This is a genomic window from Paenibacillus sp. FSL W8-0439 (genome assembly GCF_038008995.1).
GTDB lineage: Bacteria > Bacillota > Bacilli > Paenibacillales > Paenibacillaceae > Paenibacillus > Paenibacillus polymyxa.
Genome location: NZ_JBBPAK010000001.1, coordinates 3,915,353 through 3,938,283 on the forward strand (window position 1 = coordinate 3,915,353; position 22,931 = coordinate 3,938,283).

At 45.8% G+C, this 22,931-nt stretch carries 21 protein-coding genes and 1 pseudogene; 4 read left to right on the forward strand and 18 right to left on the reverse strand.

The features are described 5' to 3' along the window. Window positions 1-2: 2 nt before the first annotated feature. From yhbY to spoVAC, 10 genes are all read right to left on the reverse strand, one after another. Entirely contained in the window at window positions 3-299 is a 297-nt protein-coding gene (yhbY, locus tag MKX36_RS16745; RefSeq protein ID WP_013372202.1) for a ribosome assembly RNA-binding protein YhbY, read from the reverse strand. Window positions 300-366: 67 nt separating this feature from the next. Continuing rightward, on the reverse strand, window positions 367-1,236 hold the full coding sequence (gene aroE / locus MKX36_RS16750; RefSeq protein WP_019688082.1) for a shikimate dehydrogenase: 870 nt from the start codon (window positions 1,234-1,236) through the stop codon (window positions 367-369). A gap of 105 nt (window positions 1,237-1,341) precedes the next feature. Further along, complete coding sequence (gene yqeH / locus MKX36_RS16755; RefSeq protein ID WP_019688083.1) at window positions 1,342-2,469, reverse strand: ribosome biogenesis GTPase YqeH; 1,128 nt, start codon at window positions 2,467-2,469, stop codon at window positions 1,342-1,344. Further along, the gene (locus MKX36_RS16760) at window positions 2,462-2,992 is read right to left on the reverse strand and encodes a YqeG family HAD IIIA-type phosphatase (RefSeq protein WP_013372205.1); all 531 of its coding nucleotides are present in this window, start codon (window positions 2,990-2,992) and stop codon (window positions 2,462-2,464) included. The genes yqeH and MKX36_RS16760 overlap by 8 nt, the downstream gene beginning before the upstream one ends. A 141-nt stretch (window positions 2,993-3,133) precedes the next feature. Further along, window positions 3,134-5,380, reverse strand: coding sequence for a transglutaminase TgpA family protein (locus MKX36_RS16765; RefSeq protein ID WP_340865053.1), 2,247 nt, complete (start codon window positions 5,378-5,380; stop codon window positions 3,134-3,136). After that, window positions 5,377-6,624, reverse strand: a complete 1,248-nt coding sequence (locus MKX36_RS16770; RefSeq protein ID WP_025365384.1) for a DUF58 domain-containing protein — start codon at window positions 6,622-6,624, stop codon at window positions 5,377-5,379. The genes MKX36_RS16765 and MKX36_RS16770 overlap by 4 nt, the downstream gene beginning before the upstream one ends. A gap of 3 nt (window positions 6,625-6,627) precedes the next feature. Beyond that, window positions 6,628-7,587: an AAA family ATPase gene (locus MKX36_RS16775; RefSeq protein ID WP_340865055.1), complete on the reverse strand. Its 960-nt coding sequence runs from the start codon at window positions 7,585-7,587 to the stop codon at window positions 6,628-6,630. 215 nt (window positions 7,588-7,802) lie between these two features. Beyond that, the gene (gene spoVAE / locus MKX36_RS16780; RefSeq protein ID WP_016821644.1) at window positions 7,803-8,159 is read right to left on the reverse strand and encodes a stage V sporulation protein AE; all 357 of its coding nucleotides are present in this window, start codon (window positions 8,157-8,159) and stop codon (window positions 7,803-7,805) included. Continuing rightward, entirely contained in the window at window positions 8,156-9,178 is a 1,023-nt protein-coding gene (gene spoVAD / locus MKX36_RS16785; protein ID WP_340865056.1) for a stage V sporulation protein AD, read from the reverse strand. Before spoVAD ends, spoVAE begins: the two co-directional genes overlap by 4 nt. Beyond that, complete coding sequence (gene spoVAC, locus MKX36_RS16790) at window positions 9,175-9,681, reverse strand: stage V sporulation protein AC (RefSeq protein ID WP_016821646.1); 507 nt, start codon at window positions 9,679-9,681, stop codon at window positions 9,175-9,177. Before spoVAC ends, spoVAD begins: the two co-directional genes overlap by 4 nt. A gap of 184 nt (window positions 9,682-9,865) precedes the next feature. Here spoVAC and MKX36_RS16795 point away from each other — a divergent pair, with 184 nt between their 5' ends. Next, the gene (locus MKX36_RS16795; protein WP_318300609.1) at window positions 9,866-10,945 is read left to right on the forward strand and encodes a M42 family metallopeptidase; all 1,080 of its coding nucleotides are present in this window, start codon (window positions 9,866-9,868) and stop codon (window positions 10,943-10,945) included. A 92-nt stretch (window positions 10,946-11,037) separates the two neighbouring features. Here the strand turns inward: MKX36_RS16795 and MKX36_RS16800 are convergent, their stop codons facing one another. Further along, the gene (locus MKX36_RS16800; RefSeq protein WP_016821648.1) at window positions 11,038-11,754 is read right to left on the reverse strand and encodes a metal-dependent hydrolase; all 717 of its coding nucleotides are present in this window, start codon (window positions 11,752-11,754) and stop codon (window positions 11,038-11,040) included. 350 nt (window positions 11,755-12,104) lie between these two features. On the opposite strand from MKX36_RS16800, the gene MKX36_RS16805 reads away from it, so the two are divergent. After that, a complete protein-coding gene (locus tag MKX36_RS16805) occupies window positions 12,105-12,818 on the forward strand; it encodes an expansin EXLX1 family cellulose-binding protein (RefSeq protein ID WP_340865057.1) in 714 nt (237 codons plus the stop codon). 229 nt (window positions 12,819-13,047) lie between these two features. Next, window positions 13,048-15,309 (forward strand): AraC family transcriptional regulator, encoded by a 2,262-nt coding sequence (locus MKX36_RS16810; protein ID WP_340865058.1) that lies wholly within the window; start codon window positions 13,048-13,050, stop codon window positions 15,307-15,309. Window positions 15,310-15,380: 71 nt separating this feature from the next. On the opposite strand, the gene MKX36_RS16815 is transcribed toward MKX36_RS16810, so the two are convergent. The 5 genes from MKX36_RS16815 to MKX36_RS16835 form a co-directional block, all read right to left on the reverse strand. Further along, window positions 15,381-16,922, reverse strand: coding sequence for an extracellular solute-binding protein (locus MKX36_RS16815; RefSeq protein ID WP_340865059.1), 1,542 nt, complete (start codon window positions 16,920-16,922; stop codon window positions 15,381-15,383). Between the two features lie 109 nt (window positions 16,923-17,031). Continuing rightward, entirely contained in the window at window positions 17,032-17,925 is an 894-nt protein-coding gene (locus MKX36_RS16820) for a carbohydrate ABC transporter permease (protein ID WP_016821652.1), read from the reverse strand. 18 nt (window positions 17,926-17,943) lie between these two features. Next, complete coding sequence (locus tag MKX36_RS16825; RefSeq protein WP_016821653.1) at window positions 17,944-18,936, reverse strand: ABC transporter permease; 993 nt, start codon at window positions 18,934-18,936, stop codon at window positions 17,944-17,946. Between the two features lie 234 nt (window positions 18,937-19,170). Further along, window positions 19,171-19,947 (reverse strand): NAD-dependent epimerase/dehydratase family protein, encoded by a 777-nt coding sequence (locus MKX36_RS16830; protein ID WP_340865060.1) that lies wholly within the window; start codon window positions 19,945-19,947, stop codon window positions 19,171-19,173. Between the two features lie 166 nt (window positions 19,948-20,113). Further along, window positions 20,114-21,001 (reverse strand): DMT family transporter, encoded by an 888-nt coding sequence (locus MKX36_RS16835; protein ID WP_340865061.1) that lies wholly within the window; start codon window positions 20,999-21,001, stop codon window positions 20,114-20,116. Between the two features lie 211 nt (window positions 21,002-21,212). On the opposite strand from MKX36_RS16835, the gene MKX36_RS16840 reads away from it, so the two are divergent. Continuing rightward, window positions 21,213-21,962: a YdcF family protein gene (locus MKX36_RS16840; protein WP_340865062.1), complete on the forward strand. Its 750-nt coding sequence runs from the start codon at window positions 21,213-21,215 to the stop codon at window positions 21,960-21,962. 93 nt (window positions 21,963-22,055) lie between these two features. On the opposite strand, the gene MKX36_RS16845 is transcribed toward MKX36_RS16840, so the two are convergent. Further along, complete coding sequence (locus tag MKX36_RS16845) at window positions 22,056-22,526, reverse strand: DUF523 domain-containing protein (protein WP_017428199.1); 471 nt, start codon at window positions 22,524-22,526, stop codon at window positions 22,056-22,058. Window positions 22,527-22,681: 155 nt separating this feature from the next. Continuing rightward, window positions 22,682-22,908 (reverse strand): annotated as a pseudogene (locus tag MKX36_RS16850) (sigma factor); the annotation flags it as partial. Window positions 22,909-22,931 lie beyond the last annotated feature (23 nt).

Consider the following 22,931-nt stretch of genomic DNA (forward strand, 5'->3'; position numbering starts at 1 on the left):
TATTATCCTCTAGGCAACTCGATTTGCTTATGATCACGAGATTCCTTGTACAAAATAATGGTGCTCCCAATAAGCTGTACAAGCTCGGAACCCGTCTCTGCTGCCAGTTCTTCCGCAATTTCATGTTTGTCGTCTAAACAGTTGTTCAAAATTTGTACTTTCATCAGCTCACGCTTTTCAATCGCATCATTGATGTGACGCATAAGATGCTCATTCGTACCGTTTTTACCTACTTGAAAAACTGGGTCCAAATGATGCGCCATGGAGCGCAGATATCTTTTTTGTTTACCTGTTAACATGTATATTTAACCCCTTCGTCGCCACATATACAATGCGGCATTTCCATAATTTTAATGTATATCCGACTTACGTTAGGCTTCTCAGCACAGCCGCTCTCATTTGGTCTACTGCAGGGGCCACTCCCGTAAAATACTCAAAAGCCACTGCCCCTTGGTACACAAACATGCCTAAACCTCCATGTACAGTGCAGCCACGCTGTTCACGACTTTCGCGTAAAAGCCTCGTTTCCAGCGGGTTGTAGATCAAATCGCTCACAATGATTCCCTGCGGAATCAGATTCGTTTCCAGTGGAAGCTCATCAGATAAAGGAGACATTCCCACCGAGGTTGTATTAATCAATACATCCACTGTCGTGAGTACATTCTTGGCTTCCTCGTTGGAATAGCCCATTACTGGAATTGCTTCTGTCGTCCACTCCAATGCCAGTTGTTCAGCTTTGTCACGTGTTCGGTTCAGAATAATGACCGATTCAGGTCGCTCCTCCAACAAAGCATGAATCACGCCCCGAGCAGCCCCACCGGCTCCTAGAACAGCAATTCTTGCACCCTTTAACTCAACTGAAGTCTCTTCTTTAAGGGAACGCACATAGCCAATTCCGTCCGTATTATAGCCCTTGAGCCGTCCATTGTCATTCACTATCGTATTGACAGCGCCGATGAGCCGGGCCCCTTCATCAATCTCATCCAGATATTTCATAACCTCAACCTTATGGGGAATCGTCACATTGACTCCGCGGAAATGCAAAGCCCGAATCCCCTTCACAGCATCCTCCAGCTGATCCGGTGTGACATGAAGAGGTACAAAATCTCCCTCAATCCCCGCTGCCTGTAAAGCTATTTTATGCATAAGAGGCGATTTGGAGTGCTTGATCGGATCACCCAATACGCCCAATAGTACAAGATCTCGTTCGGTCGCTCCAGACTCCCCGCTGTTCATCGTTGCTCTCCCCCATATTGCAAAATATTAGGCCGCTCAAATACATGAATGGCGGCAGGAACCCGTATGTGTTCCTTGCCGCCCTTTAGCTTGGTTACAGCATTGTTAAATCAACGCAGGCCGCAAAAGCACACGGACTCCCCGAGGAGCATGAACCGCTACCAGAGCTCCGTTCTCACTATTCACCCTAATCCATCCCAAACCGGATATATAGATGTCCGATGGAGATTTGCGTGGAACACGGAACTCATGTCTGGTCCATTCTGGCATCTCTGCCAATTGATCGCGTGTTGGTGGAGACAATAGCTCCCCGGCATGATCAGCGAACAACTGATCAGCTCGCTCCAGCTTCGTGCGATGTATTTTAAGACCACCGTTAATGTAGCAGGTAAAAGATTGGTGCTGACCGTCTACAAAATCAAATCGGGCCATACCGCCGAAAAACAATGTTTGTCCGGCATCAAGCTGATATGCAGCAGGCTTCAGCGGCTTGTCCGGCATAATAGCACTCAAGTCCTGACGGGAGACAATTTCACTGAACCGCCAAGGGTACACAATACCCGGAGTATCAATAATGTGCTTGCCGTCGTCGAGTGGAATATTCACCATATCGAGTGTAGTTCCTGGGTAACGGGATGTTGTGAGTTCCTGCTCCATATCGCTATAATCACGAATCAAGCGGTTAATGAGCGTGGATTTACCCACATTTGTGGCTCCGACTACATATACATCACGGTTACCACGCAGTTCAGATACCACATCCAGCAGACGGTCAAAGCCCTGATTTTTTTTAGCAGAGCACAGTACGATTTCTTCCGTGCGTAGCCCTTGCTCCTTCGCTTGCTTTTGTACCCAGTTACGTACCTTGTTCCAGTTTGTGACCTTAGGCAACAAATCAGTCTTATTGACTGCCAGTACAACCGGATTCGAACCTACAAAACGCTGTAGGCCGGAAATCAAGCTACCTTCAAAATCAAAAATATCTACAATGTGGATGACGAGCGCATCCTTGTCCCCAATCTGACTAAGCAGCTTCAAGAATTCATCTTGATCTACCGTCACCGAAGAGGTTTCATTATAGTTTTTGATCCGGAAGCAACGCTGACAGATGACCGGTTCACGAGTTAATAATTTTTCCGGAATATATCCCGGAAGGTCCGGGCTAGTGGTCTGCATGGCGATACCGCAACCACTACATTTGACGGCAGTTCCACCGTCAGGTCTTTCAGTCATTCTTCTTTTCCTCCTCAAGCCATAAGCCTTTCTTACGTAACCTTGTGAGCGCGATTCGCTCCAACCGTCGATTAAATCGGGTCATGACTCCTTCATCATGAATGGATATCGGCAGCACCAAAACGGTATGCAAACCCATTCGGTTGCCTCCCAATACGTCCGTCAACATTTGATCCCCGACCATAATAGTCTCTTCCGGAGTAAGCCCCATCATACGAATGGCTCTACGAAAGGACGAGTTGGATGGCTTCCGGGCGGCATGTATAAATTCAATGTCCAAAGGCGTAGCAAACACGGATACACGGTCCATATTGTTATTAGACACGATGACAAGCTTAAAACCCGCCTGTTTGACCTTTTCAAACCAGGCCACCAGCTCGGGAGTTGCGTTCGGCGCTTTTGCACCGACCAGCGTGTTATCCAGATCCGTAATAATGCCGCGATATCCTTGAGCATACAAGCCTTCAAGATCAATATCAAAGACGGTATTCACCCGTAATTTGGGCATCAGCATTTCAAACAACGTCGGTCACCTCAGTTTCATACGACAAACTATACCATATTACTATGGCTTAGTAAAAAGCTATCCGCAACAAACGGACAGCTTTTTACTAAACATATTGATTAAGATTAAAAATTGCGACACCAAACCTAGTAAAAATGACTAGCCTTCATCCTTCTGGTCAGACTTGGCTCTTCGCCCAGCCCATCGTTTTATCCATGGTTCCTTTTGCAACAGGGAAGCTTGCTGGCGAACACTGCGCCAATCCTCGGCGGTTACCGACGAAGGACTATAACGCGCTTGTTCAAAGCGTCCTAGCAACTGATGTAAAATCACAGCGCGCTCCGGTGCTTCTTGTGACCATCTGTCGACTGATTCCCTCAGTGTCTCATGGCTTGCGCGGACAAAGCCTTTCCTTCGCATGTACCGTAACCAGTGTTCCGTTTCGACGACCACTTTTTCATCTGGGGTCAGCGGTTTACCTGTGCGTAAACGCAGCAGGTAAAAGTGAATATCTGCTCGGTTACGCCAGATGATATAAGCAGCCCACAATAGGATAATGGCAGCAGCAGAGCCTATAATTACAGGATGAATCTCTAAGCCTTCCCCTGAATCTATCTGCGGAGTCTGCTCAGGCTGCTCTGATTCTGGCTGATCCTTGACCTCTGGGGCGTCTGGAGTCTTTGAATCCTCCTGCTCTGTAAGTAACGGCATATCAAAGCCAGGCGTAGCTTCTACCGGAACCCAGCCATATTCGCCTAAATATACCTCTGCCCAGGAATGAGCGTCCGCGTTTGTCACGGAATAAGAGGACATGTTTTCGTCACCATCGCCCGTGGTTGCATCATCTGAAAACGTCTGCTGGCCAGGAGCATACCCTTTGACCCAACGGGCTGGAACCCCAACGGAGCGAGCCATCATGACTAATGAAGTGGAATAATAATCGCAATAGCCCTCCCGAATCTCAAACAGAAAGGCATCCACGAAATCCCTGCTTCTTTTCCGTGAGAGATCCGGATTGTTCGTATATGCATAATTTTGCTGTAGATACTGCTGTAGCAATCCGACTTTTTCATACGGCGTTTTGGCCTTCGCCGTTACATTGCGAGCCAAATCCCGAACCCGCTGCGGCAATTCCTTTGGAATTTGTAAGTAGGCTTCCTGTTTATTTTTTCCATACAACTCATTAAAACTTTTTCTACGCAGTTCTTTCTCAGGGATCACTGGAACATGCGATACCAAAGTATACGTTTTAGGATAAGCAGTTCTTCGAGAGGATGGATTCCAAAGCAGCTCTGCCTGTTCCGGATTCCAACGCAACCCGTTTGCCCGTGAATCTCTGTCCACCGATTGAACACGATGCACCGAATAGGCGCCAAACAGAACGGGATAGCTCTGATCATTTTGCATGGTAACGGTCTGCACGACCTGCTCTGTAGAGTGCCTCGTTTCTTGTGCGTTTTCAAGCTCTGCGGTCATCGACACCTCATTTGATGCTGGATCATCGTTGCCCACGTCAACCCAGCCTGTACCGGAATAGGTTCGTTTCGTTTCTCCTCGCCAATAGCTTCGCTGATTAGTTGTGATGGTCATGACAGGCGAATAATCAAAATTAAAACCTCCACCCAATCGATTATCCTGGCGACTATAACCAGATGCGGTGTTCATGCGCTGATTCAGTGCCCCAGATCCATTGGTGGTTCCAGCGGTGGTTGAGCTAATGCGCTGGGTCCACGCTGTATAGGGGTCCGTCAAAGCTGGCTGTACCTCGGGCATATTCACACCCGCCATAATAATAAGCGCAAAAATGACAGCAATATTGGCCGCAATTTTATACGGATAACGCCGAATATGCTTCCATCCTTGAGGATAATGCTGACGAAAATACTGCAGATGCTGTGTCACTAGCCATCCCATACCAGCAAAGACGATCCAGGCAACCTCCTCCCACAGCACAGTTGGTGTGAAGGAATCAAGCACCGCCAGAGCTGCAACGTTGATGCCCACAAAAACTAGAATCCGCTGCTTCGTGGTAACGATGAGCGGCACCATTTCAATGACTAGCCAAGCAATGAGGGAAAACCAAACATAAGGAGACATATTAGATATAAACTGATCCAGACGATTGGCTGCCCCGCCAAAGGGGATAATGATGGAGTAAGACACTAATGTCCGATACAAAATAAAGAACAGCGTTACCGCCTTAACGACAAATTCAATCCATGGACGGAATGGTAGTAAAATCTTCACCAGCGCCAGCATTGTAATGGTCATCAGTACAAGTGCCCTCGTCTCTTCCAGCCATAATTCAGAAGCAAAAGACACCCATTGCATAGCAATAATAATAATCCACAAGAACGTAAAGGCGGGAGCCCAGGAGCTCTTTAACGATTGTAACCAGCTTTTCATTGTGTCCCTCCCCCCATTACAGCCGGGAGCTCTTCGAGGCTCTCAACATCGTAGCCCTTAATTCCCCTTGCACGAAGCATACTCATCCACTTTTCAGCTTCTCCCTCGGCAGAGCCTTCGCCGATATAGACATGGCACGGAGTCATCCCCCGGGTATCGGCCCAGCGAAGAAGTTCCAGCGCCTGATGATCCTTCAGCGGACTAATCAGTATAAAATAACAGCCTTGCGGAAACTGGCGCACACAGCTTTCTACAGCAGTCATCAAGCTGCCTTGCGAAGTGGTGTGGATGTCTACCAAGTGATGCATCATTCGTTGTCGTTCCATCATCTGCTCACTTGGCTGAAAAACAGTCCCCTTCCCTCCAGCTGTACACAGTCCGACTCCCATCCGCTCCCGTCCACCATATTCCAGCAATGAAGCGGTAGAAGATACAGCTAGCTCAAACTGGTCGGCGTTTACATAATGCTTTGTTTGTACGTCGAGCACAAGCATCGTTTTGGGAACCGTCTCATGCTCAAATTCCTTGGATTTCCAACTACCTGTACGAGCCGTCGCATTCCAGTGGATGCGTGAAAACCGATCTCCATATACATAATCCCGTACACCGTTAATTTGTGTCGTTTCACGACGCGTTCGAGTTTGAACGGTCTGCGGTCCAGACATCCTTGAGCGGCGATCATTGATCTGCCAATATGGAATGAATGCCGTGCGAGGAAGCACCCGAAATTCACCGCGTGCATTCAACCTGCCCTTGTGCTCCAACAGGCCAAAGATGTCCTCACTCACACATTCGGTTTCCTCAAAATAGTAGCTTCCTCGTTCTAAAGCAGGGGTTTGAAATGTAAGCTGGCCGCCACCTTTCATACTAGGGATAACACTGTCTTCAAACGACCAGGATTCCCCCGTATGTCGCTTGAGCACCTCGCGAACAATGACATAGGGTAACGGAAGAAAGCCAGGAATGCTCAGACTGAGCTTTACGTGTACCTGATCTCCCGCATGCAGCAGCTCGCCAAACTCCGAGCCTTGCGAAAGCTGACGATGGCCCTGGACGCGACGAACTCCACTCAGACCAACCATCCATAAATAAACGATTAACAACGTAACCATAGAAAACAGCATGACCGATGTCTTTCCACCCTGAAACAACAAATAAAGCAGGCACACTACCCATATACATAGCATAAGCCAGATGCGACTTGATAGCCGGGGAAGCCTGCGCTTCCTTTTGACCATGTTCATTCCTTAAGAACGCTCCATTCGTACGGGTACATGAACCTGTCGGAGCACGGACTGCAGCACGGACTGGGCGTTGGAGCTATCGAGGCGTGCTTCGGGACGCAGCAGCAAACGGTGCGTCAGTACATAAGGTGCCAGCGCCTTCACATCATCAGGCAACACATAGTCACGGTTATCCTGAAAAGCGAATGCCTTGGCAGCCATGACAAAAGCAAGTGCGGCCCGTGGACTAGCTCCCAGTAGCACAGATGGATGTTCTCTTGTCGCACGCACGATATCGAGTAAATAGGACGTCACCGCTTCGTCCATATAGATATCTCTGATTTCCTGCTGGATGCCAGCAATCTGTTCCATATGCGCTACAGCCTCCAGACGATCTGCTGGCTGGCCCGTCTGATGATGAAGCAGCATGTTGCGCTCTGTCTCCAAATCAGGATAGCCCAGGCTGATTTTGAGCATAAAACGATCTAATTGTGCTTCCGGCAGCATATAAGTACCTTCAAAATCAATCGGGTTTTGAGTGGCACACAACATAAAAGGATGAGGCAACATATGAGTGTCCCCATCCACCGTCACACTTCGTTCCTCCATAACCTCCAGCAGAGCTGACTGGGTTTTCGTCGTCGCTCGGTTAATTTCGTCTGCCAGTAAAATGTTAGTCATAACCGGACCCGGACGGAAATAAAAACGCTCATCCCGTGGATGAAATATAGATACCCCTGTAATATCACTCGGTAGAATATCAGGATTACATTGAACACGGCGATAATCACCACGCATGGATTTTGCAAGAGCCTTGATCATTTGCGTTTTCCCCGTACCCGGAACGTCTTCGATCAGAATGTGTCCACCCGCCAGCATAGCCGTAAGCAATAATTTTATTTCAAAGGATTTCCCTAATATGCAGGATTCCAGATTAGAACGGATTGCAGATACAATCTGCACAGATTCTTGACGCACGGGCATAACTCTGTAAACCTCCTAGATAGCAACATGTTTCCTATTATTGTACATGAAGGTGGACATAGAGTACACTTAACTCCTTGCCCATATTATTCAAGCTCCATCTTCTCTTATAGGTACATGTTTTTCGGGACAGTCAAAAACCCTTCGGTTATCAAATCCGAAGGGTTCACGTATACAATTTATTTTACTTTTTATCCTATTTAAAGCACCCTGCTTTATATGCTTCCTTTTGGACGAACAAACAAGCATGCCAGAAAAGAGAAAATAATCGCCGAGGAAATCCCTGCGCTTGTCAGACTAAAGATCCCTGTAATAACACCAAGCCATCCGTCCTTTTCCAATTCGGTTAGTGCACCATGTACGAGTGAGTTACCAAAGCTGGTAATTGGAATCGTCGCACCCGCTCCAGCAAATTTGATAAGGGGATCATATATTCCGACAGCGTCGGCAATTGCACCTGCTACGACCAACGTACTCATTGTGTGTGCCGGGGTCAATTTGATTACATCCATCATCAACTGACCCACGACACAAATGGCACCGCCCACTAAAAAAGCCCATAGAAATATCATACTTTTCCTCCCGCTTCAAAAGCTACAGCATGTGCAACACATGGAATGCTTTCACCCTGCTGTGTAGTCAAAGGAGACAATAACGCCCCGGTCGCCACGACCAGCACCTTTTGTAGTTCTCCCTTTTCGATCCGCTTTAACAGATGTCCATAGGTTACAACAGCTGAGCATCCGCAACCACTTCCACCTGCAATGACCTTCTTTTGCTTATTGATGTCGTAAATCAGTAAACCGCAATCATTAAATTCCGTTTGATTCATATCGAATCCATCTTTTTTAAGCAGTTCCTTGGCAATCGGCAGCCCTACGGAGGCTAAATCCCCTGTTACAATAAGATCATAGTAGCCTGGGTCCCTGCCTGTATCTCGGAAATGAGATAAAAGCGTATCCGTCGCCGCTGGAGCCATGGCTCCGCCCATATTAAAGGGGTCTTTAATGCCCATATCCATTACACGCCCAATAGTAGCACAATCTACCACCGTCCCTGACTTCGCATGTCCCACAATGGCCGCACCGGAACCGGTAACCGTATACTGAGCTGTGGGGGGCTTCTGTGCTCCGTATTCATTAGGATAGCGGAATTGTTTTTCCACAGTACAGTTATGGCTGGTTGTACCCGCCATCACGTAGTCGCCCGCCTCTGAATCCACAATAAGTGCTGCTAAAGCCAAGCTTTCCATCGACGTTGAGCAGGCTCCGAAAACACCTAAATAGGGAATAGCAAGCTTGCTAGCCGAAAATGAGCTGCTGATAATCTGATTCATCAGATCACCACTTATGAAAAATTGCACTTCCTCTTTGTTTAAATTTGAATTAATTAACGCAAGCTCTGTAGAATGCTCAATTAATCTTCGTTCCGCTTTTTCCCATGTTTTCTCGTTTATTTCGATATTGTCATAAATATAATCGAAATCTGTGGACAACGGTCCCTCTCCTTCATCCGGGCCTACAACAGTTGCACTCCCAATGATGCGCGGTCTCGACTCGAACTTCCAGGTTTGTCCTCCCTGTCTTCTCATAAGTGATTGCCCCCCACACCGAGGATTGCGTATATAACGCCCACGATAAATGCGGCCACAACACCAAATACAACAACGGAGCCTGCCAGTTTGAACATATTTGCACCCACTCCAAGTACCAATCCCTCGGAACGATACTCCAATGCAGCTGAACACATTGAGTTCGCAAAACCTGTGATGGGTACAGCGGTTCCCGCTCCTGCCCATTGGGCAATCTTATCGTAGACCCCGATGCAGGTTAATATAACAGACAAGAGGATCATCATGGATGCAGTTGGTGCCGCAGCTTCTTTGGCTGGAATATGCATCCCTGCCATAAAGGCTTCCTGAATCGCCTGCCCAATCACACAGATGACGCCACCAACCAGAAAAGCACGCACACAATTGGCAAATACTTTTCTGGAAGGTTCATGCTTTTGGGAAACACTTTGATAGTCTTTCTCATTTATGGACAACGGCGACGAATTAGTACGAAAACCGCGCTGTCCTGACTTAGCTGGCATCATTCACCACCCCTTATTCAAAAGTTCCGCGCTTGGCGGTTCAGATTGCTTGGCTCCTTAACATTATGAGCTTTTTGGGGAAATGTTATGTCAGGAAAATGATATCGTGGACATTCCGTACAAATCCATTCATACTGAATACATGACGACCACTGGTTAATTAATAAGGAGTGAGGTATACATCATGGAAGCAAAAACATTGGAATTGTTTAAAACCTTAACAGAGTTCCCTTCCATTCCTGGACATGAGCGAGAGCTGCGGGCATGGGTTAAAGAACGAATATCCGGTTATACGGATGAAATCGTGCAGGACCGTTTGGGCAGTCTTTTTGGTGTACTGCGCGGGCAAGAAAGTGGCCCACGTGTAATGGTGGCAGGACATCTGGATGAAGTTGGTTTTATTGTGAATGGCATTACGGAAAATGGAATGATTCGTTTTCAGCCGGTTGGAGGCTGGTGGAGCCAAGCCATCATGTCACAACGTCTTCAAGTATTGACCCCAAATGGCCCAATCATTGGTGTAGTTGGCTCTGTCTCACCACATTTGCTCGATGAAGCGCAACGCAGCAAGCCGATGGACATCAAGCATATGTACCTGGATATCGGCGTAGACAGCAAACAGGAGGCGCAAGATCTGGGAATTGTACCCGGAACGGCTATCGCTCCGATCTGTGATTTCACTCCACTTGCGAATCCCAAAAAAATCATGGCTAAAGCATGGGACAATCGATATGGTGTAGGCCTGGCGCTTGAGCTGTTGGAGGCATTACATAAGGAAAAAGACCAGCTTCCAAATACATTGTATGCAGGAGCTACGGTCCAGGAGGAAGTGGGACTGCGCGGTGCACGCACAGCTGCCAATCTGATTCAGCCGGATATTTTCTTTGCACTGGATTGCAGTGCTGCCAACGATATGGGTGGAGATCCGAACGCATACGGACAGCTTGGTAAAGGCGCACTGTTGCGGGTTTTTGATCCAGGTATGATTACACACCGCGGAATTGTGGAGTATGTGCAGGACATGGCGGAAACTCACAAAATCAAGTACCAATATTTTATCTCCACTGGGGGAACGGATGCTGGTCAAGTGCACTTGAGCGGAATTGGTGTGCCATCTACCGTCATCGGCATATGTGGACGATACATCCACACTTCCTCGTCCATTATTCACACCGATGATTATGATGCGGCCAAGGAACTGATCATTAAGTTGGTTCAAAATCTGGATCGCACAACACTGAATACCATTATTGAACGAGCTTAAGAAGTAACAGAGAATAAGAATCTATAAAAAACAGTCAAGACACATACGTGTGCTTGACTGTTTTTTAATTTAATAGAAAAAAATAGAAGTTCTCAAATTAAATGCTTGTACCGAAGCAAAGCAATCACTACAAGTACAGCTGTTAAGGTAATACAGATATTTTCTACCTTTGCTCCCTTCCGGGTTCCGGTGCTCATTAATCTAAATCTTAGCTTCCATTTGAATGGCGGCAAAGGCTTAATTCCGTTATTCGTCAAGGAATCTGCCAATAAATGTAGCAAGTACGCTATACCTCCAGCCAGCCATATGCTGTCGCCATGCAAACGTGTCGTGCCGTAAAGCAGCGCGGTCCATGCTACTGTCCCATATACCGTATGCGTCAATCCTCGGTGCGGAACAAGCGTACATATGATCAGCAGACACCCGGCGATATAATTCCACGGTGCATATGATTCCCCATACCAGGCAAGGCCGATACCAATTAGAAAAATGATAACTTTACGCATAGACCGTGACGGCATAAAAGAAGCGCTGATCATCAGCAAAGCCAAAACAAGATTCCAGGGTGGCGGAGCCAAACGGGTGAAAAACACCCAACCCGCAGCCCCAATCATTAGAAGCTGTATGAGCCTAAGCATTTTGTTCGGTAACGCACGGCTCACAAGCATGGAGTTAGGCTCGTCAATATCCGGCAGCAATGAACCAACCACAGCGGCTGCCACGGCAGCCGGAGTCACTTCGAATCCACTTAAGGCTAATACCGATAGGGAGACCCCGGTTCCAATAATTAAATGGGCTCTTCCCATCATGATGCATAACATCCTTTCTTGCAGTATACACAGAGTCGACATTACTCTATTTGAATCAGCATGATTCGATTGTATACGACAATCAAAACGAGAACAATAGTTCGCTTATTCTATTTAAAAGACTTCATCCAAAAGTCCTAGTTTCGCCCCCCATTACTTGATCCTCCCCTTATTCTTTATCTGTACAGCCATTTCTCAAAAAACACGCCATATGACCTATGGGTATGTTGACAAATATCTTCAACATTTTCTTTTTGCCTCAAAGTCCTATTGTACAATTTGGAATATTAGGTAATATAGTGTTTATATTTACTATATAAATCTATTAAATGAACAAGGAGGAAATGATTATGCAAGAAAAATCTCTGTTCCGAAAGTTCAAAACGATTGGTCTGACGTCGTTGCTAAGTGTCGTATTGCTCGCACTTCCCGCTTCAGCTGCTTGGAATGATACATACACGGGGTACGCCACATATACAGGATCAGGTTACTCTGGAGGAGCATTACTGCTTGATCCTATCCCTTCTGATGCCAAAATTACAGCGCTTAACCCCACACAATTGAATTATAACGGAATTAAAGCCGCATTAGCTGGAGCCTATTTGGAGGTTCAAGGCCCCAAAGGAAAAACAACCGTCTATGTAACAGATTTATACCCTGAGGGTCCGAGTGGCGCACTTGATCTGTCTCCGAATGCCTTCAACCTGATTGGCAATCAAAAGGATGGAAAAATCAATATTTCATGGAAAGTTGTCAAAGCTCCGGTTAGTGGTAATGTCTCCTACCGCATTAAAGAAGGCAGCAGCCAATGGTGGGCAGCCATTCAAGTACGCAATCATAAATATCCAGTCTTAAAAATGGAGGTCCAACAAAACGGGCAATGGCTCAATCTCGAAAAACAGGATTACAACCATTTTCTGGGTACTAACTTAGGAAAACAGCCTCTGAAAATACGGATTACGGACATTCGCGGTGTCGTACTGAATGATACCATCCCAGCTCTAGCGGAAAATGGCACGGGCCAAGCCTATATCGTTAAAGGTAATGTTCAATTTCCTGACTAATTGAAATGCCGCCTCATCTTTGCTTCTTTCATTTGAACCAATAAAACAGGCCGGGAACCGACGCAATCTAGTTTGCGTATCCGTGTTCCCGGTCTTTTTACGAAAAGATCATTATTTTTCACAAAGAATCGGTTTGTTCACTGTCCTGTTCATAAAATCATACGTATAATGAATACATAAATAGGGTGTACTTTACAGCTACGTTCACACAGACAGGAGGCCTGTTCATATGAGCAATTTCAAAAAGCATCACAAGCTACACAGCAAATTGCTGGTCAGCATTACGTTATGTATAACACTAACGTTGCTGGTATCCACCACTGTATATTATTTCTACTATATTCGCGTGGAAAAGGAGCAGGCGTTCGAAGCCAATCACAATAGCTTAACGTTGAGAAGCAAAGAGGTCATCAACATGACATCTATTGCTCAATCGTTGGCATTTCAAATGTATCGCAGCAGTACCCTATCCAAGCTGTTGTATTATCCCAAGCCCAATGTATATGATGTAACCGCTGCCATGACCGAATTAAATAATTATCTTAACTCCATGCCTTATATTGAATCCATCTACGTGTATAACCCTAAAAGTGACACCTTCTACATTGCGTCCTCACAAGGCCAAAACGGGTTATTCAGCAAGCATGAACTGGCTGATACAGACATCATTCGCGTGCTGGATCATTATCAGGACTACAAACCCTTTACGCCTATTCCACGCACGTATCCGTTGCTGTCTGCCTCAGACCCCGAAGCTGGCGTAGAGCAAGCAAGCCCAGACATCGCAGCCTATACGTATTTATGTTATGACGCAATCAACTCGAACGAAGCGATAAATTCGGCTGTGATTGTGAACGTGTCAGCGGCCTGGATGAACAAGGAAATGGCGTCGACCCCCATCTCAGGTGGGACTGCTTATATTTTAGACGATCAAGGCAGATTGTTATCTGGTACAACGTTGACAGACGAAGCTTTGAACGAAAAAGAACAGCTATGGCTGCACACTAGAGTCAAAAAACAGGAAACAGGCTATTTTGTAGAAGACTTTCATGGTAAAAGATCACTGATTTCCTATACTTCCCCGGATGGACTAGGTTGGCAGTATATTAGTGTCACACCTTATGAAAGCGTTATCAAAATGGCGAGTGTTATTCGTAATGCCATGGTACTGATCGCGGCCATCATCGGAATGGCAGGATTTGTAGCTTCCTGGCTGCTGTCCAAAATGCTGTATACGCCTATTGGTCAAATTGTTGTGCATATGAATTCACTGGAATCGGAGAAACGCAACAGTATGTACACGATTCGGCAAAACATTTTACGGAATGTGATTCGGGGAATCCGAAATCTTCCTGCTGGTGAAGAACCGGAACGACTGCGCGAGCTTGGGATTACATTTCAGTTCGACAAAGACTATCGCCTTGTACTCCTGCGCATAGATGAATATGCCCGCTGGCAAAGCGAGCGTGGACCTGATCTGCTACCTTACAAGTTTGCCATCATGAATATCGCTTCTGAAATATGCGGGCAAACATATCGGGTGGAGACCGTTGATATGGATGAGGATAGCGTCCTGCTGATGCTCAACATTTTAGACCCTGCGGAACATACAGACACGGTACTACTGGAAACCCTATTACGCCAAATACGCGAAGCCTGTCTCGAATATTTGAAGCTAAGTGTATCACTAACCTACAGCGTAATTACAAGTCAACCAGAACAGTTGCATCTGCTATACCGCCAGGTAGAGAACGCATCTATGCACCGTTTTTTTCAGGGACATGGCTGTATTATTAATGCGCGAAACACTACAGATGAAGATGTCCAAAATACTTATGTATTTCCATCGGATAAAGAAAAAAAATTGCTGGATACGCTGCTATCTGGTCATACGGAGGATGCACACCGGATGTTCCAAGATCTGTTGATGCATATGGAGCAATATCCGTTTTCCTCTGTGCGGGTGGCAATATCTCGGCTTATCATGAGTGTGAATAATGCCGTTCGGCATATAAGTGAGCTCAATGGATTTGCTATCGAATCTAAATCTGAATTACCATCCGCAGATCGATTAGAGACCGCCGAGGATCTTATTGCTCATTACCAATTGGTCTTTGAACAGGTTCGCTCCAATCTGGCGGAAAAACGAAATACAAAGCAAGAACGATTGGTAAAACAAATCAACGAACGAATGGAGCAAGCTTATACGGACCCTAATTTCTGTCTCAATCAGATTGCGGAAGAGCTGGATATGTCGCCAATCTATGTCAGCAGGCTTTATAAGCAACAAACCATGTCCACCATCGTAGACGTCATCCAGCAGCTTCGTATTCGCAAGGCCTGTGAGCTACTGGAACAGACCGACTGGTCGGTGGCTGACGTGGCAGAACAAACCGGGTTTGCGAGTAGCTCTTATTTCCACCGTATGTTTAAACGCAGTTTGGGCGTGACACCCACAGATTTCCGCCGTTCTAAAGCGAATGCGCAATAGGAGATATCAAAAAAGCAAGCCTCCAACTTTCTGGAGACTTGCTTTTACTTTAGATCACAGCTCTTAACGTTTTACTTGATCCCCTTCTCCTTCACATAGGCTTCCCATTGTTTTGTATATTCGGTTTGAATCTTCTCCAAACCAGCTTGGTTCGCCTTTTGCATGAAAGTCTCAAGACCTTGATCAACGTTGTCGATCAGCCCAGCTTGAAGTGGATACAGATACTGCTTCTCGACCTGTTCTAATGCTGCTTTTTCTGCTTGGTAGATCGTATAGTCCTCTGCAAAGCCAGTAAACAGATCAGGCTTCTGGATTTTATCCAGCTCCGCAAAAATCTTCTTCACACGGTCGAAGCCTGAATCAAACAGCATGTATTCCGGGTTACGCCAAGCCCAGCTGTTCATGCCTTCCCGTGAAAATCCATTCGTACTACCGCTACCTATCATTTGATAGTAACCATCTTTGACTTCGTAGTTTTTGCCTTCGATACCATATTGCGTAAGCAGGTTATAGCGTTTGTCCGTTACAAGCTTTTCATAAAAGGCCAGCGCGCGGGCTGGGTTCGGGCTGCTTTTTGGAATTGCAAAGCCATTATGAATCGGATGCACCGGAGTTGCATAGCCCGTTGTCAGCGGGAATGGATAGTACTCAAGCTTCCAGTCCGGGTGGGATGCTTTGAGCTTAATGACCATATCATTAAACCGGGTTGGGTTGTCGCCAAAAATACTCGCTGCTTTACCAGAAGTGACTTGATCCTGAAGCGTATCTTTTACGTTTAATACGTTTTTGGGAATAAACCCTTTATCAGCCCAGCGTTTGTAAGTATTCAGCTCTTCTTTTTGTTCATCTGAGCCCCAATACTTATATACCTCTGTTGGTTTTTCATATTTGATGCCAATGCCATAAGGCAAAGCACCTACACTCTTCGTTACTAATTCGGTATAACGATCATGCAGATTTCCCTTGATATCACTGTTCAAAGATACCGTTTTCATACTAGGCTCATGCTGACGTATCCCGTCCATGTAAGCCTCGTAACTTTTGATGTCTGTCGGTTTAGGCAAATTGTACTTTTCGCGTAAATCCTCACGCCATACAAAACCGTTTGTGACATATTCTTTATACGTGCCAGGAACGGTATAAATTTTGCCTCCGATTTTAACCCCATCCCACATGTCCTGAGGCACGAATTTTTGCAAGGCAGGTGCGGCCTTAGGCAGCAGATCGTCTAGCGGCAGGAATGCCCCCTTCTTGGCATAGGCCTGATACTGCGTCCAATCTGCAGTGAAGATCAGGTCGATAGGCTGACCCGAAGACAATAACAGCTTATATTTTTGATCCCAGTCTGTCCACGTCGTATAGTTAAATTTGACGGTGGCATTCAGATCTTTTTCTGCCAACTTATTAATCTCTGCCTCAATGGTAGACAGATCCTTAGGAGCATCACCCAGCATATAAAATTGCAGCTGTACTTTCTGGGCTTTATCATCCTCTCCATTTGCTTTTTGTGCGCTGTTTCCGCTACCGCCCCCACATCCGGCTAAGAGCGCCATGATAACCATTACTGCAATCAGGATGGACATGCGTTGTTTTCTTTTCTTTGTGAATGTCATGTGAATCCTCCCTTTGAAATGGTAGTCCGTTTAAATAAAACGCTTACAAAAAGTGCTGCTTGGATGGCACAATGTCAGCACATCATGCCATCTCAGCCTTTAGTGCCGCTTATCCTTTTACCGCACCAATCGTCAGCCCCTTGACAAAGTAACGCTGAATGAACGGGTACAGTAGTAAAATGGGACCCGTAACCACGATCGCCATTGCCATTTTGGTCGACTCTGTCGGCATATCGTTGGAAAGGGACACGCCGGTGCCTGCACCCATTTGAGCAATAAATTGCATGGAGTTAATGACATTATACAGATAGTATTGCAACTGGTATTTATGCGGGTCATTAATAAAGAGTGAGGATGAAAACCAGTCATTCCAGTAAGCCAAAGCCAGAAATAGCCCCACAGTGGCAATACCCGGTGTAGATAAAGGCAGTACAATTCGATAGTAAATTTTAAAATCACCCGCACCGTCTATTTTAGCGGACTCGAACAGTTCTTCCGGCATGGAGGAACGAATGAAGTTTTTCATCAAAATGATTAGAAATGGAGTCATTAATCCCGGGAAAATAAGCACTGTATACGTATCTAGCAGCCCCAAATACTTCGTGAGCATAATGTACCAAGGTACTAATCCGCCTCCAAACAACGTCGTAAAGTAAATATAGAATGAAAACGCGTTGCGGTATTTAAAATCTTTGCGTGCCAGCACATATCCGGCCATCGTCATCAGGAACAGGCCCAGCGTCGTACCTACAACCGTGGTAAAAATCGTCACCCCATATGCCCGCAACACCTCTTCAGGAAAGGTGAACACCGTCCGGTATCCTTCCAGCGAGAATTGCTGTGGAATGAAGTGATAGCCATCCCTGATAATCGATTCATTACTGGTTAGTGAAGCTGAAATAATAAGTAGGAACGGGAGTAAACAAGCAATGGATGCCACAATGATAATCACATAAGAGATAATTTTAAAAAGTCGAGTGTATACATCCTCTTTGATCGCCATCCGTTTCGGTCCTCCTTTCTAGAATAAGGCATATTCGTCGTTCAGCTTGCGAATGATATAGTTCACGGTCATGATCAGTACAAATCCGAACAGGGATTGATACACGCCTGCGGCCGAAGCCATACCCACATCAAAAGTTACTTTCAAGGAACGATACACATAAGTGTCCAAAATATCCGTCGTATTGTACAGCACACCGTTGTTACCGATTAACTGATAGAACAGATCAAATTGTCCTTTCATAATACTACCCAGTGCAAATAACAGCAGCACAACGAATGTTGACTTGAGCATAGGAACGGTAATGTACCAAATTCGTTGAAAAATGTTGGCTCCGTCTATTTTAGCTGCCTCATAATACTCGTCACTGATCCCTGTGATCGCTGCCAGGTAGATCACCATACTGTAGCCGAGATTTTTCCACAAATAGAACAGGATAATCAGGAAAATCCACACCCATGGTTTGTTATACACATCCACGCGTTCACCACCGAATTGCACCAGCAACGTGTTCAGAAAACCATTATCATAATTAAATATGTTGTACACGATGACACTTAGAATAACGAAGGAAACAAAATATGGAAGAAACATCACAGATTGAGTGATCTTTTTAAAGTAGCGACCTCGCAACTCATTCAGCAAAATAGCGAGGACAATCGCTAACACGTTGCCGAGTAAAATAAACGCTGCATTATATCCAACTGTATTCAATGTCAATTTGGTCAGCGTGCCGGATTGCCATAGAAAGCGAAAATTCTGGAGTCCGACAAACTGGGCCTCAAATAGGCTGGTATTAAAGTCGAACTGGGTAAATGCGTAATAAATGCCAACCATAGGAATGTACGAATTTATGAAGAAAAAGATTAAAGTAGGTAACAACATCAGAAACAATACTCGATTGCGGATCAGTTCATAGAAAAAACCGTGTTTCTTGCCTGTTCCCAGCCTACCGTTCAAGCGGGAATCCGTCGTAAGCATTGCAGAATTTTTGGGCATAGGCTGATTCAATGTGAGTCACTCCCCCTCTATATACATTACCGACTGCAAGGTTTGTAGCATTGCCGCCGTATAACTATATATTATGTAAGCGCATTCAAAATGAAAAGTGAAGCCTCTCATGCTTCATGAACAAAGGAGTGTCCAGAGGAGTGAACAATTCTGATATTTGTGAAGTTTTATGTGATATGAGGCGCCTGATCGACGCCTTCAGCCCATTCGTCAAGCATATTTGGACGATCTGCTCTATTCCTTTTGCCCACCCTGAAAAATGGTTTCATCCTGTTTTACTCGAAATCCGTTTTTCTTGGCCTGCTCCAGCAGCTCAGCGGCATTATCCTGCGGCTTATATCCGATTAGTTCTTCCAAGTAACCAATGTCATAATAATTATCCGTATTGGCTGACGTACCGTACAAATTAAGATAACTCATCTCCGAAGGGGCCTCGATACAGCAGACGGTCAGATGAATCATATCGCGCTCGGAGATCCCTATATGAGCAGCACGCTCCGAATGCGGTCGATCATCCCCAGGAAAATTACCGATGCGGATATTCATTGAAGATATTTTGCCCTGATCGGCATACAGCCGTCCCAACAGTTCAATATAGCACTTACTCAATCCATAAAAGCTATCCGGTCGGTAGGGATCTTCTACATCTATGGTTTCGCCAACCTTATAAAACCCCGTGGCATGATTGGAACTGGCAAAAATAATGCGTTTCACCCCATTTTTAACCGCAGCTTCATACAGCTTATAAGCTCCGCTTACATTGCCAGACAGCACTTTGCCGAGAAAGTCCCCTTCATCCTTAATCCATGCAAAATGTAGTACCGTATCCACTCCGTGTGTAAGCTCAGCCAATCTTGCAGCATCATGTATATCCAGTTCGACAATCCCTGCTTCTTCATCCCTCCTTACATCGGCGGCGGTTATTTCATATTTCCCTTCCGCTTTTAGCCCTTCATAGAGTACTTTCCCAATTGTGCCCGCCGCTCCTGTAATCAACAATTTCCGTGCCATCGTCCGCATCTCCCTTCTTCTTTGACAGTGTACCGTCATCCATAGCTTAACCAACTACCTAGAGAGGGAACCTTGTTACTATCATTCACTGCATTCTGTCACCTATAAAAAAGGACCCTGCTACCTGAGCAGAGTCCTTACTTGTTGCTTTTTTAAGATATTAATTTCAAGCTTGCCGCACTACCCTCACTCTGCGATTAACCAGATAAATGCTAAAGCCGATTAATACCAGACCGATCAGCAGAAAAGCCGTAATCGATTCGTGAAGCAGCATAGAACTGACAAATACTGAAATCACAGGCACCAAAAACGTATAGGAAGCGACCTTACTGGCATCCCCCGAATTGACCAACGTGAAATACAGCAGCCAGGATAGTGAAATTCCCAGCACAGTTCCGAATACCAGCCCTGACACATACGGAACATTCCACACGATGTCCGACCAGCTTTCCGTAACCGATCCAGCTCCTGTTAACACGATGCCTCCAAGCGTACATTGAAATGCGACCAGCCACAACGAATCCACACGCTGGTTGACCTTTTTCACATATACGGTTCCCAACGCCCAGCTCACTGCTGTAATAATGGCGATGATTACACCTGCGATAGCCACATGTCCTGAAAAGCCTCCGATACTGACAGCTGCCACGCCCAGAAATCCAATGATCAATCCAATCACTTTGAGCTTGGACATTGCTTCCCCCAGCCACATCCATGCAAAAATGCCAACCAGCACAGGCTGAAGATATACCAGCACAGAGAACAGACCTGATGGAACGTACATGAGCCCCACGGTTTGCAAGCCATAAAACAGAACTACGTTAAAAATACCTGAAATAGCATACACCCGCCAATTTTCTTTCCAGCGAATGCGATTCCATCTCGGTGCTAAAATCGCTCCCAATAGCAGGCCACCCAACAGTGTGCGTAGTCCTGCAAACAAAAGGGGAGGCGTGAATTCCAGTGCAACTTTATAGATGGGCCAAGAAATGCCCCACAATACGACCAGTAGCGCGATCATCATTATCCGCTTGGCTGTCGTCAACTCTCCCATGATGCTCTCGCTCCTCTATGAAAAAAATCACTAGACTTTATATATTACGCCTATGGGACAACTTTATCAAACAAAAATATATAGGTAAAAGCTCCGCTTCTCCAGTGCGTTTGTTCATAGGATAGGTTTTCGAACAGAGGAATCCAGTCTTTGGCCTATGTTACAATGTACCCAATAGATAAAGCTTATTAGGATAGGAGGTTGTCTGCACTTGATTTATTTCATCAAATTTCTATACAGCTTTGTGCTTCCTCCCGGTTTGTTCATCCTCGTGATGGCAGGGCTTGTAATCTGGCTATGGAAACGGGCGCGTAAACCTGCTGTCGTACTGCTCCTTGTTACATTGCTGCTGTATGTTTCATCGACTAATTTGGCTGGAGATTTGTTAATCCGTAGTCTGGAAAAGCAGTACCCGCAGCCCCGTACTGTTCAAGGCGATGTTATTGTCGTACTTGGGGGCGGAGCTACAGAGGGAACTCCCGACATCAACGGGCAAGGTAATCTGCTAGGGTCTGCAGCCAACCGACTGCTCACTGCGGCCAGACTGCATGAAGCAACAGGTCTACCTATCCTTTTTTCCGGTGGACAAGTGTTTAGAGACAGCGGTAATGAAGCGAATATTGCGCAGAGGCAGCTAGTAGGACTCGGTATTCCGGCAAAGGACATCTTCATCGAAAACCGTTCCTTAAATACACAGCAAAATGCCGTATATACCTCCCAAATTTTAAAACAGCACCAGCTCACAAAACCTATTCTGGTGACCTCCGCATTCCATATGCCCCGTGCTGCACTGGAATTTCAGCGTGCAGGTATGCAAGCCACAGCTTATCCAACCGACTATCTGGCAAGTGAAAAGCTGTCACTATATGCTGCCAAGCTCTCACCATCGGCTGGGGCTATTTCTACAACCGGGACAGCCCTCAAGGAGTATTTGGGGATTTTGGCATTAAAGCTCAAATAATGTGATACACAGGTGTAAAACGAACACAGCACAAACAAGCGTCTTGCGCTTACCGCTATAAGCCAGTAAGCGATTAAGACGCTTGTTTTATCATTACATATTCTCATGCAAGAAAATTTCCGATATTTGTTCTTCTGATATGACCTTAAAGCCCTCCCTTTTTAACAAGGCTGAGGTTACCCCATTGCCTGCAATTTTACGGTTTTCGAATGCCCCACTATAGATCGCTGCCGATCCGCAGGACGGACTGTTTTCTTTTAAAACAATAAGTGACGCGTTAACCTCTCTGGCTATATGTAAAGCTTCGTGCGCACCTCTAATGTACATATCACTGACATCATTGCCTGAATACTCGATCACCTTGGCGGTGCCAGTCAGCACATCCTCCCCTGTCCCTCCAACAATCTCAGCAGGCTCTCTCGGCGTCATAAAGCCCCCCAGTAGCTCAGGACAGATCGTCATTGCCTTCTTTTCCTCTACCAACTTCTGAATATGTACATCCAGGCTATCCGTCCCGTTATATCGCACCTTCATGCCTGCCAAACATGAACTTACCAGAATCATTAGTTCACCTCATATCCATTGCTTTCATATTAAGTAATTAAAGTATAAACAAATTTTCTCGTAGAGTCATCGTACGAAAATTTAGACTCGCCACTACGTCCGCGCTCCGTCAGGATATTCGTCCAGCTGATGACATAATCATAATCCTGTATTCAAATCTCGTTGCCTTCCTTTCAGTCCCTATAGGATCATGGAGTGATACGTCTTTGCGTGTTTTTTTCAGAGATTGCAAATGCATCAGGATCTCATTTTCTATACAACGAACTGCAAATATTGCTAACTTGGTGCCTTTCCCATTCTGAAAGCTTTTAATGACCTTGATCAGTCCGATGGTACCGATGGATATAAGATCCTTCAAATCTTCGCCGGTGTTATCGAATTTAAGGAAGGCGGAACGTTTAACTC

Coding starts and splice junctions, on each gene's coding strand:
- yhbY (WP_013372202.1), bottom strand. CDS start 299: ATGTTAACAGGTAAACAAAAAAGATATCTGCGCTCCATGGCGCATCAT.
- aroE (WP_019688082.1), bottom strand. CDS start 1,236: ATGAACAGCGGGGAGTCTGGAGCGACCGAACGAGATCTTGTACTATTG.
- yqeH (WP_019688083.1), bottom strand. CDS start 2,469: ATGACTGAAAGACCTGACGGTGGAACTGCCGTCAAATGTAGTGGTTGC.
- MKX36_RS16765 (WP_340865053.1), bottom strand. CDS start 5,380: ATGAAAAGCTGGTTACAATCGTTAAAGAGCTCCTGGGCTCCCGCCTTT.
- MKX36_RS16770 (WP_025365384.1), bottom strand. CDS start 6,624: ATGAACATGGTCAAAAGGAAGCGCAGGCTTCCCCGGCTATCAAGTCGC.
- MKX36_RS16775 (WP_340865055.1), bottom strand. CDS start 7,587: ATGCCCGTGCGTCAAGAATCTGTGCAGATTGTATCTGCAATCCGTTCT.
- spoVAE (WP_016821644.1), bottom strand. CDS start 8,159: ATGATATTTCTATGGGCTTTTTTAGTGGGCGGTGCCATTTGTGTCGTG.
- spoVAD (WP_340865056.1), bottom strand. CDS start 9,178: ATGAGAAGACAGGGAGGACAAACCTGGAAGTTCGAGTCGAGACCGCGC.
- spoVAC (WP_016821646.1), bottom strand. CDS start 9,681: ATGCCAGCTAAGTCAGGACAGCGCGGTTTTCGTACTAATTCGTCGCCG.
- MKX36_RS16795 (WP_318300609.1), top strand. CDS start 9,866: ATGGAAGCAAAAACATTGGAATTGTTTAAAACCTTAACAGAGTTCCCT.
- MKX36_RS16800 (WP_016821648.1), bottom strand. CDS start 11,754: ATGATGGGAAGAGCCCATTTAATTATTGGAACCGGGGTCTCCCTATCG.
- MKX36_RS16805 (WP_340865057.1), top strand. CDS start 12,105: ATGCAAGAAAAATCTCTGTTCCGAAAGTTCAAAACGATTGGTCTGACG.
- MKX36_RS16810 (WP_340865058.1), top strand. CDS start 13,048: ATGAGCAATTTCAAAAAGCATCACAAGCTACACAGCAAATTGCTGGTC.
- MKX36_RS16815 (WP_340865059.1), bottom strand. CDS start 16,922: ATGACATTCACAAAGAAAAGAAAACAACGCATGTCCATCCTGATTGCA.
- MKX36_RS16820 (WP_016821652.1), bottom strand. CDS start 17,925: ATGGCGATCAAAGAGGATGTATACACTCGACTTTTTAAAATTATCTCT.
- MKX36_RS16830 (WP_340865060.1), bottom strand. CDS start 19,947: ATGGCACGGAAATTGTTGATTACAGGAGCGGCGGGCACAATTGGGAAA.
- MKX36_RS16835 (WP_340865061.1), bottom strand. CDS start 21,001: ATGGGAGAGTTGACGACAGCCAAGCGGATAATGATGATCGCGCTACTG.
- MKX36_RS16845 (WP_017428199.1), bottom strand. CDS start 22,526: ATGATTCTGGTAAGTTCATGTTTGGCAGGCATGAAGGTGCGATATAAC.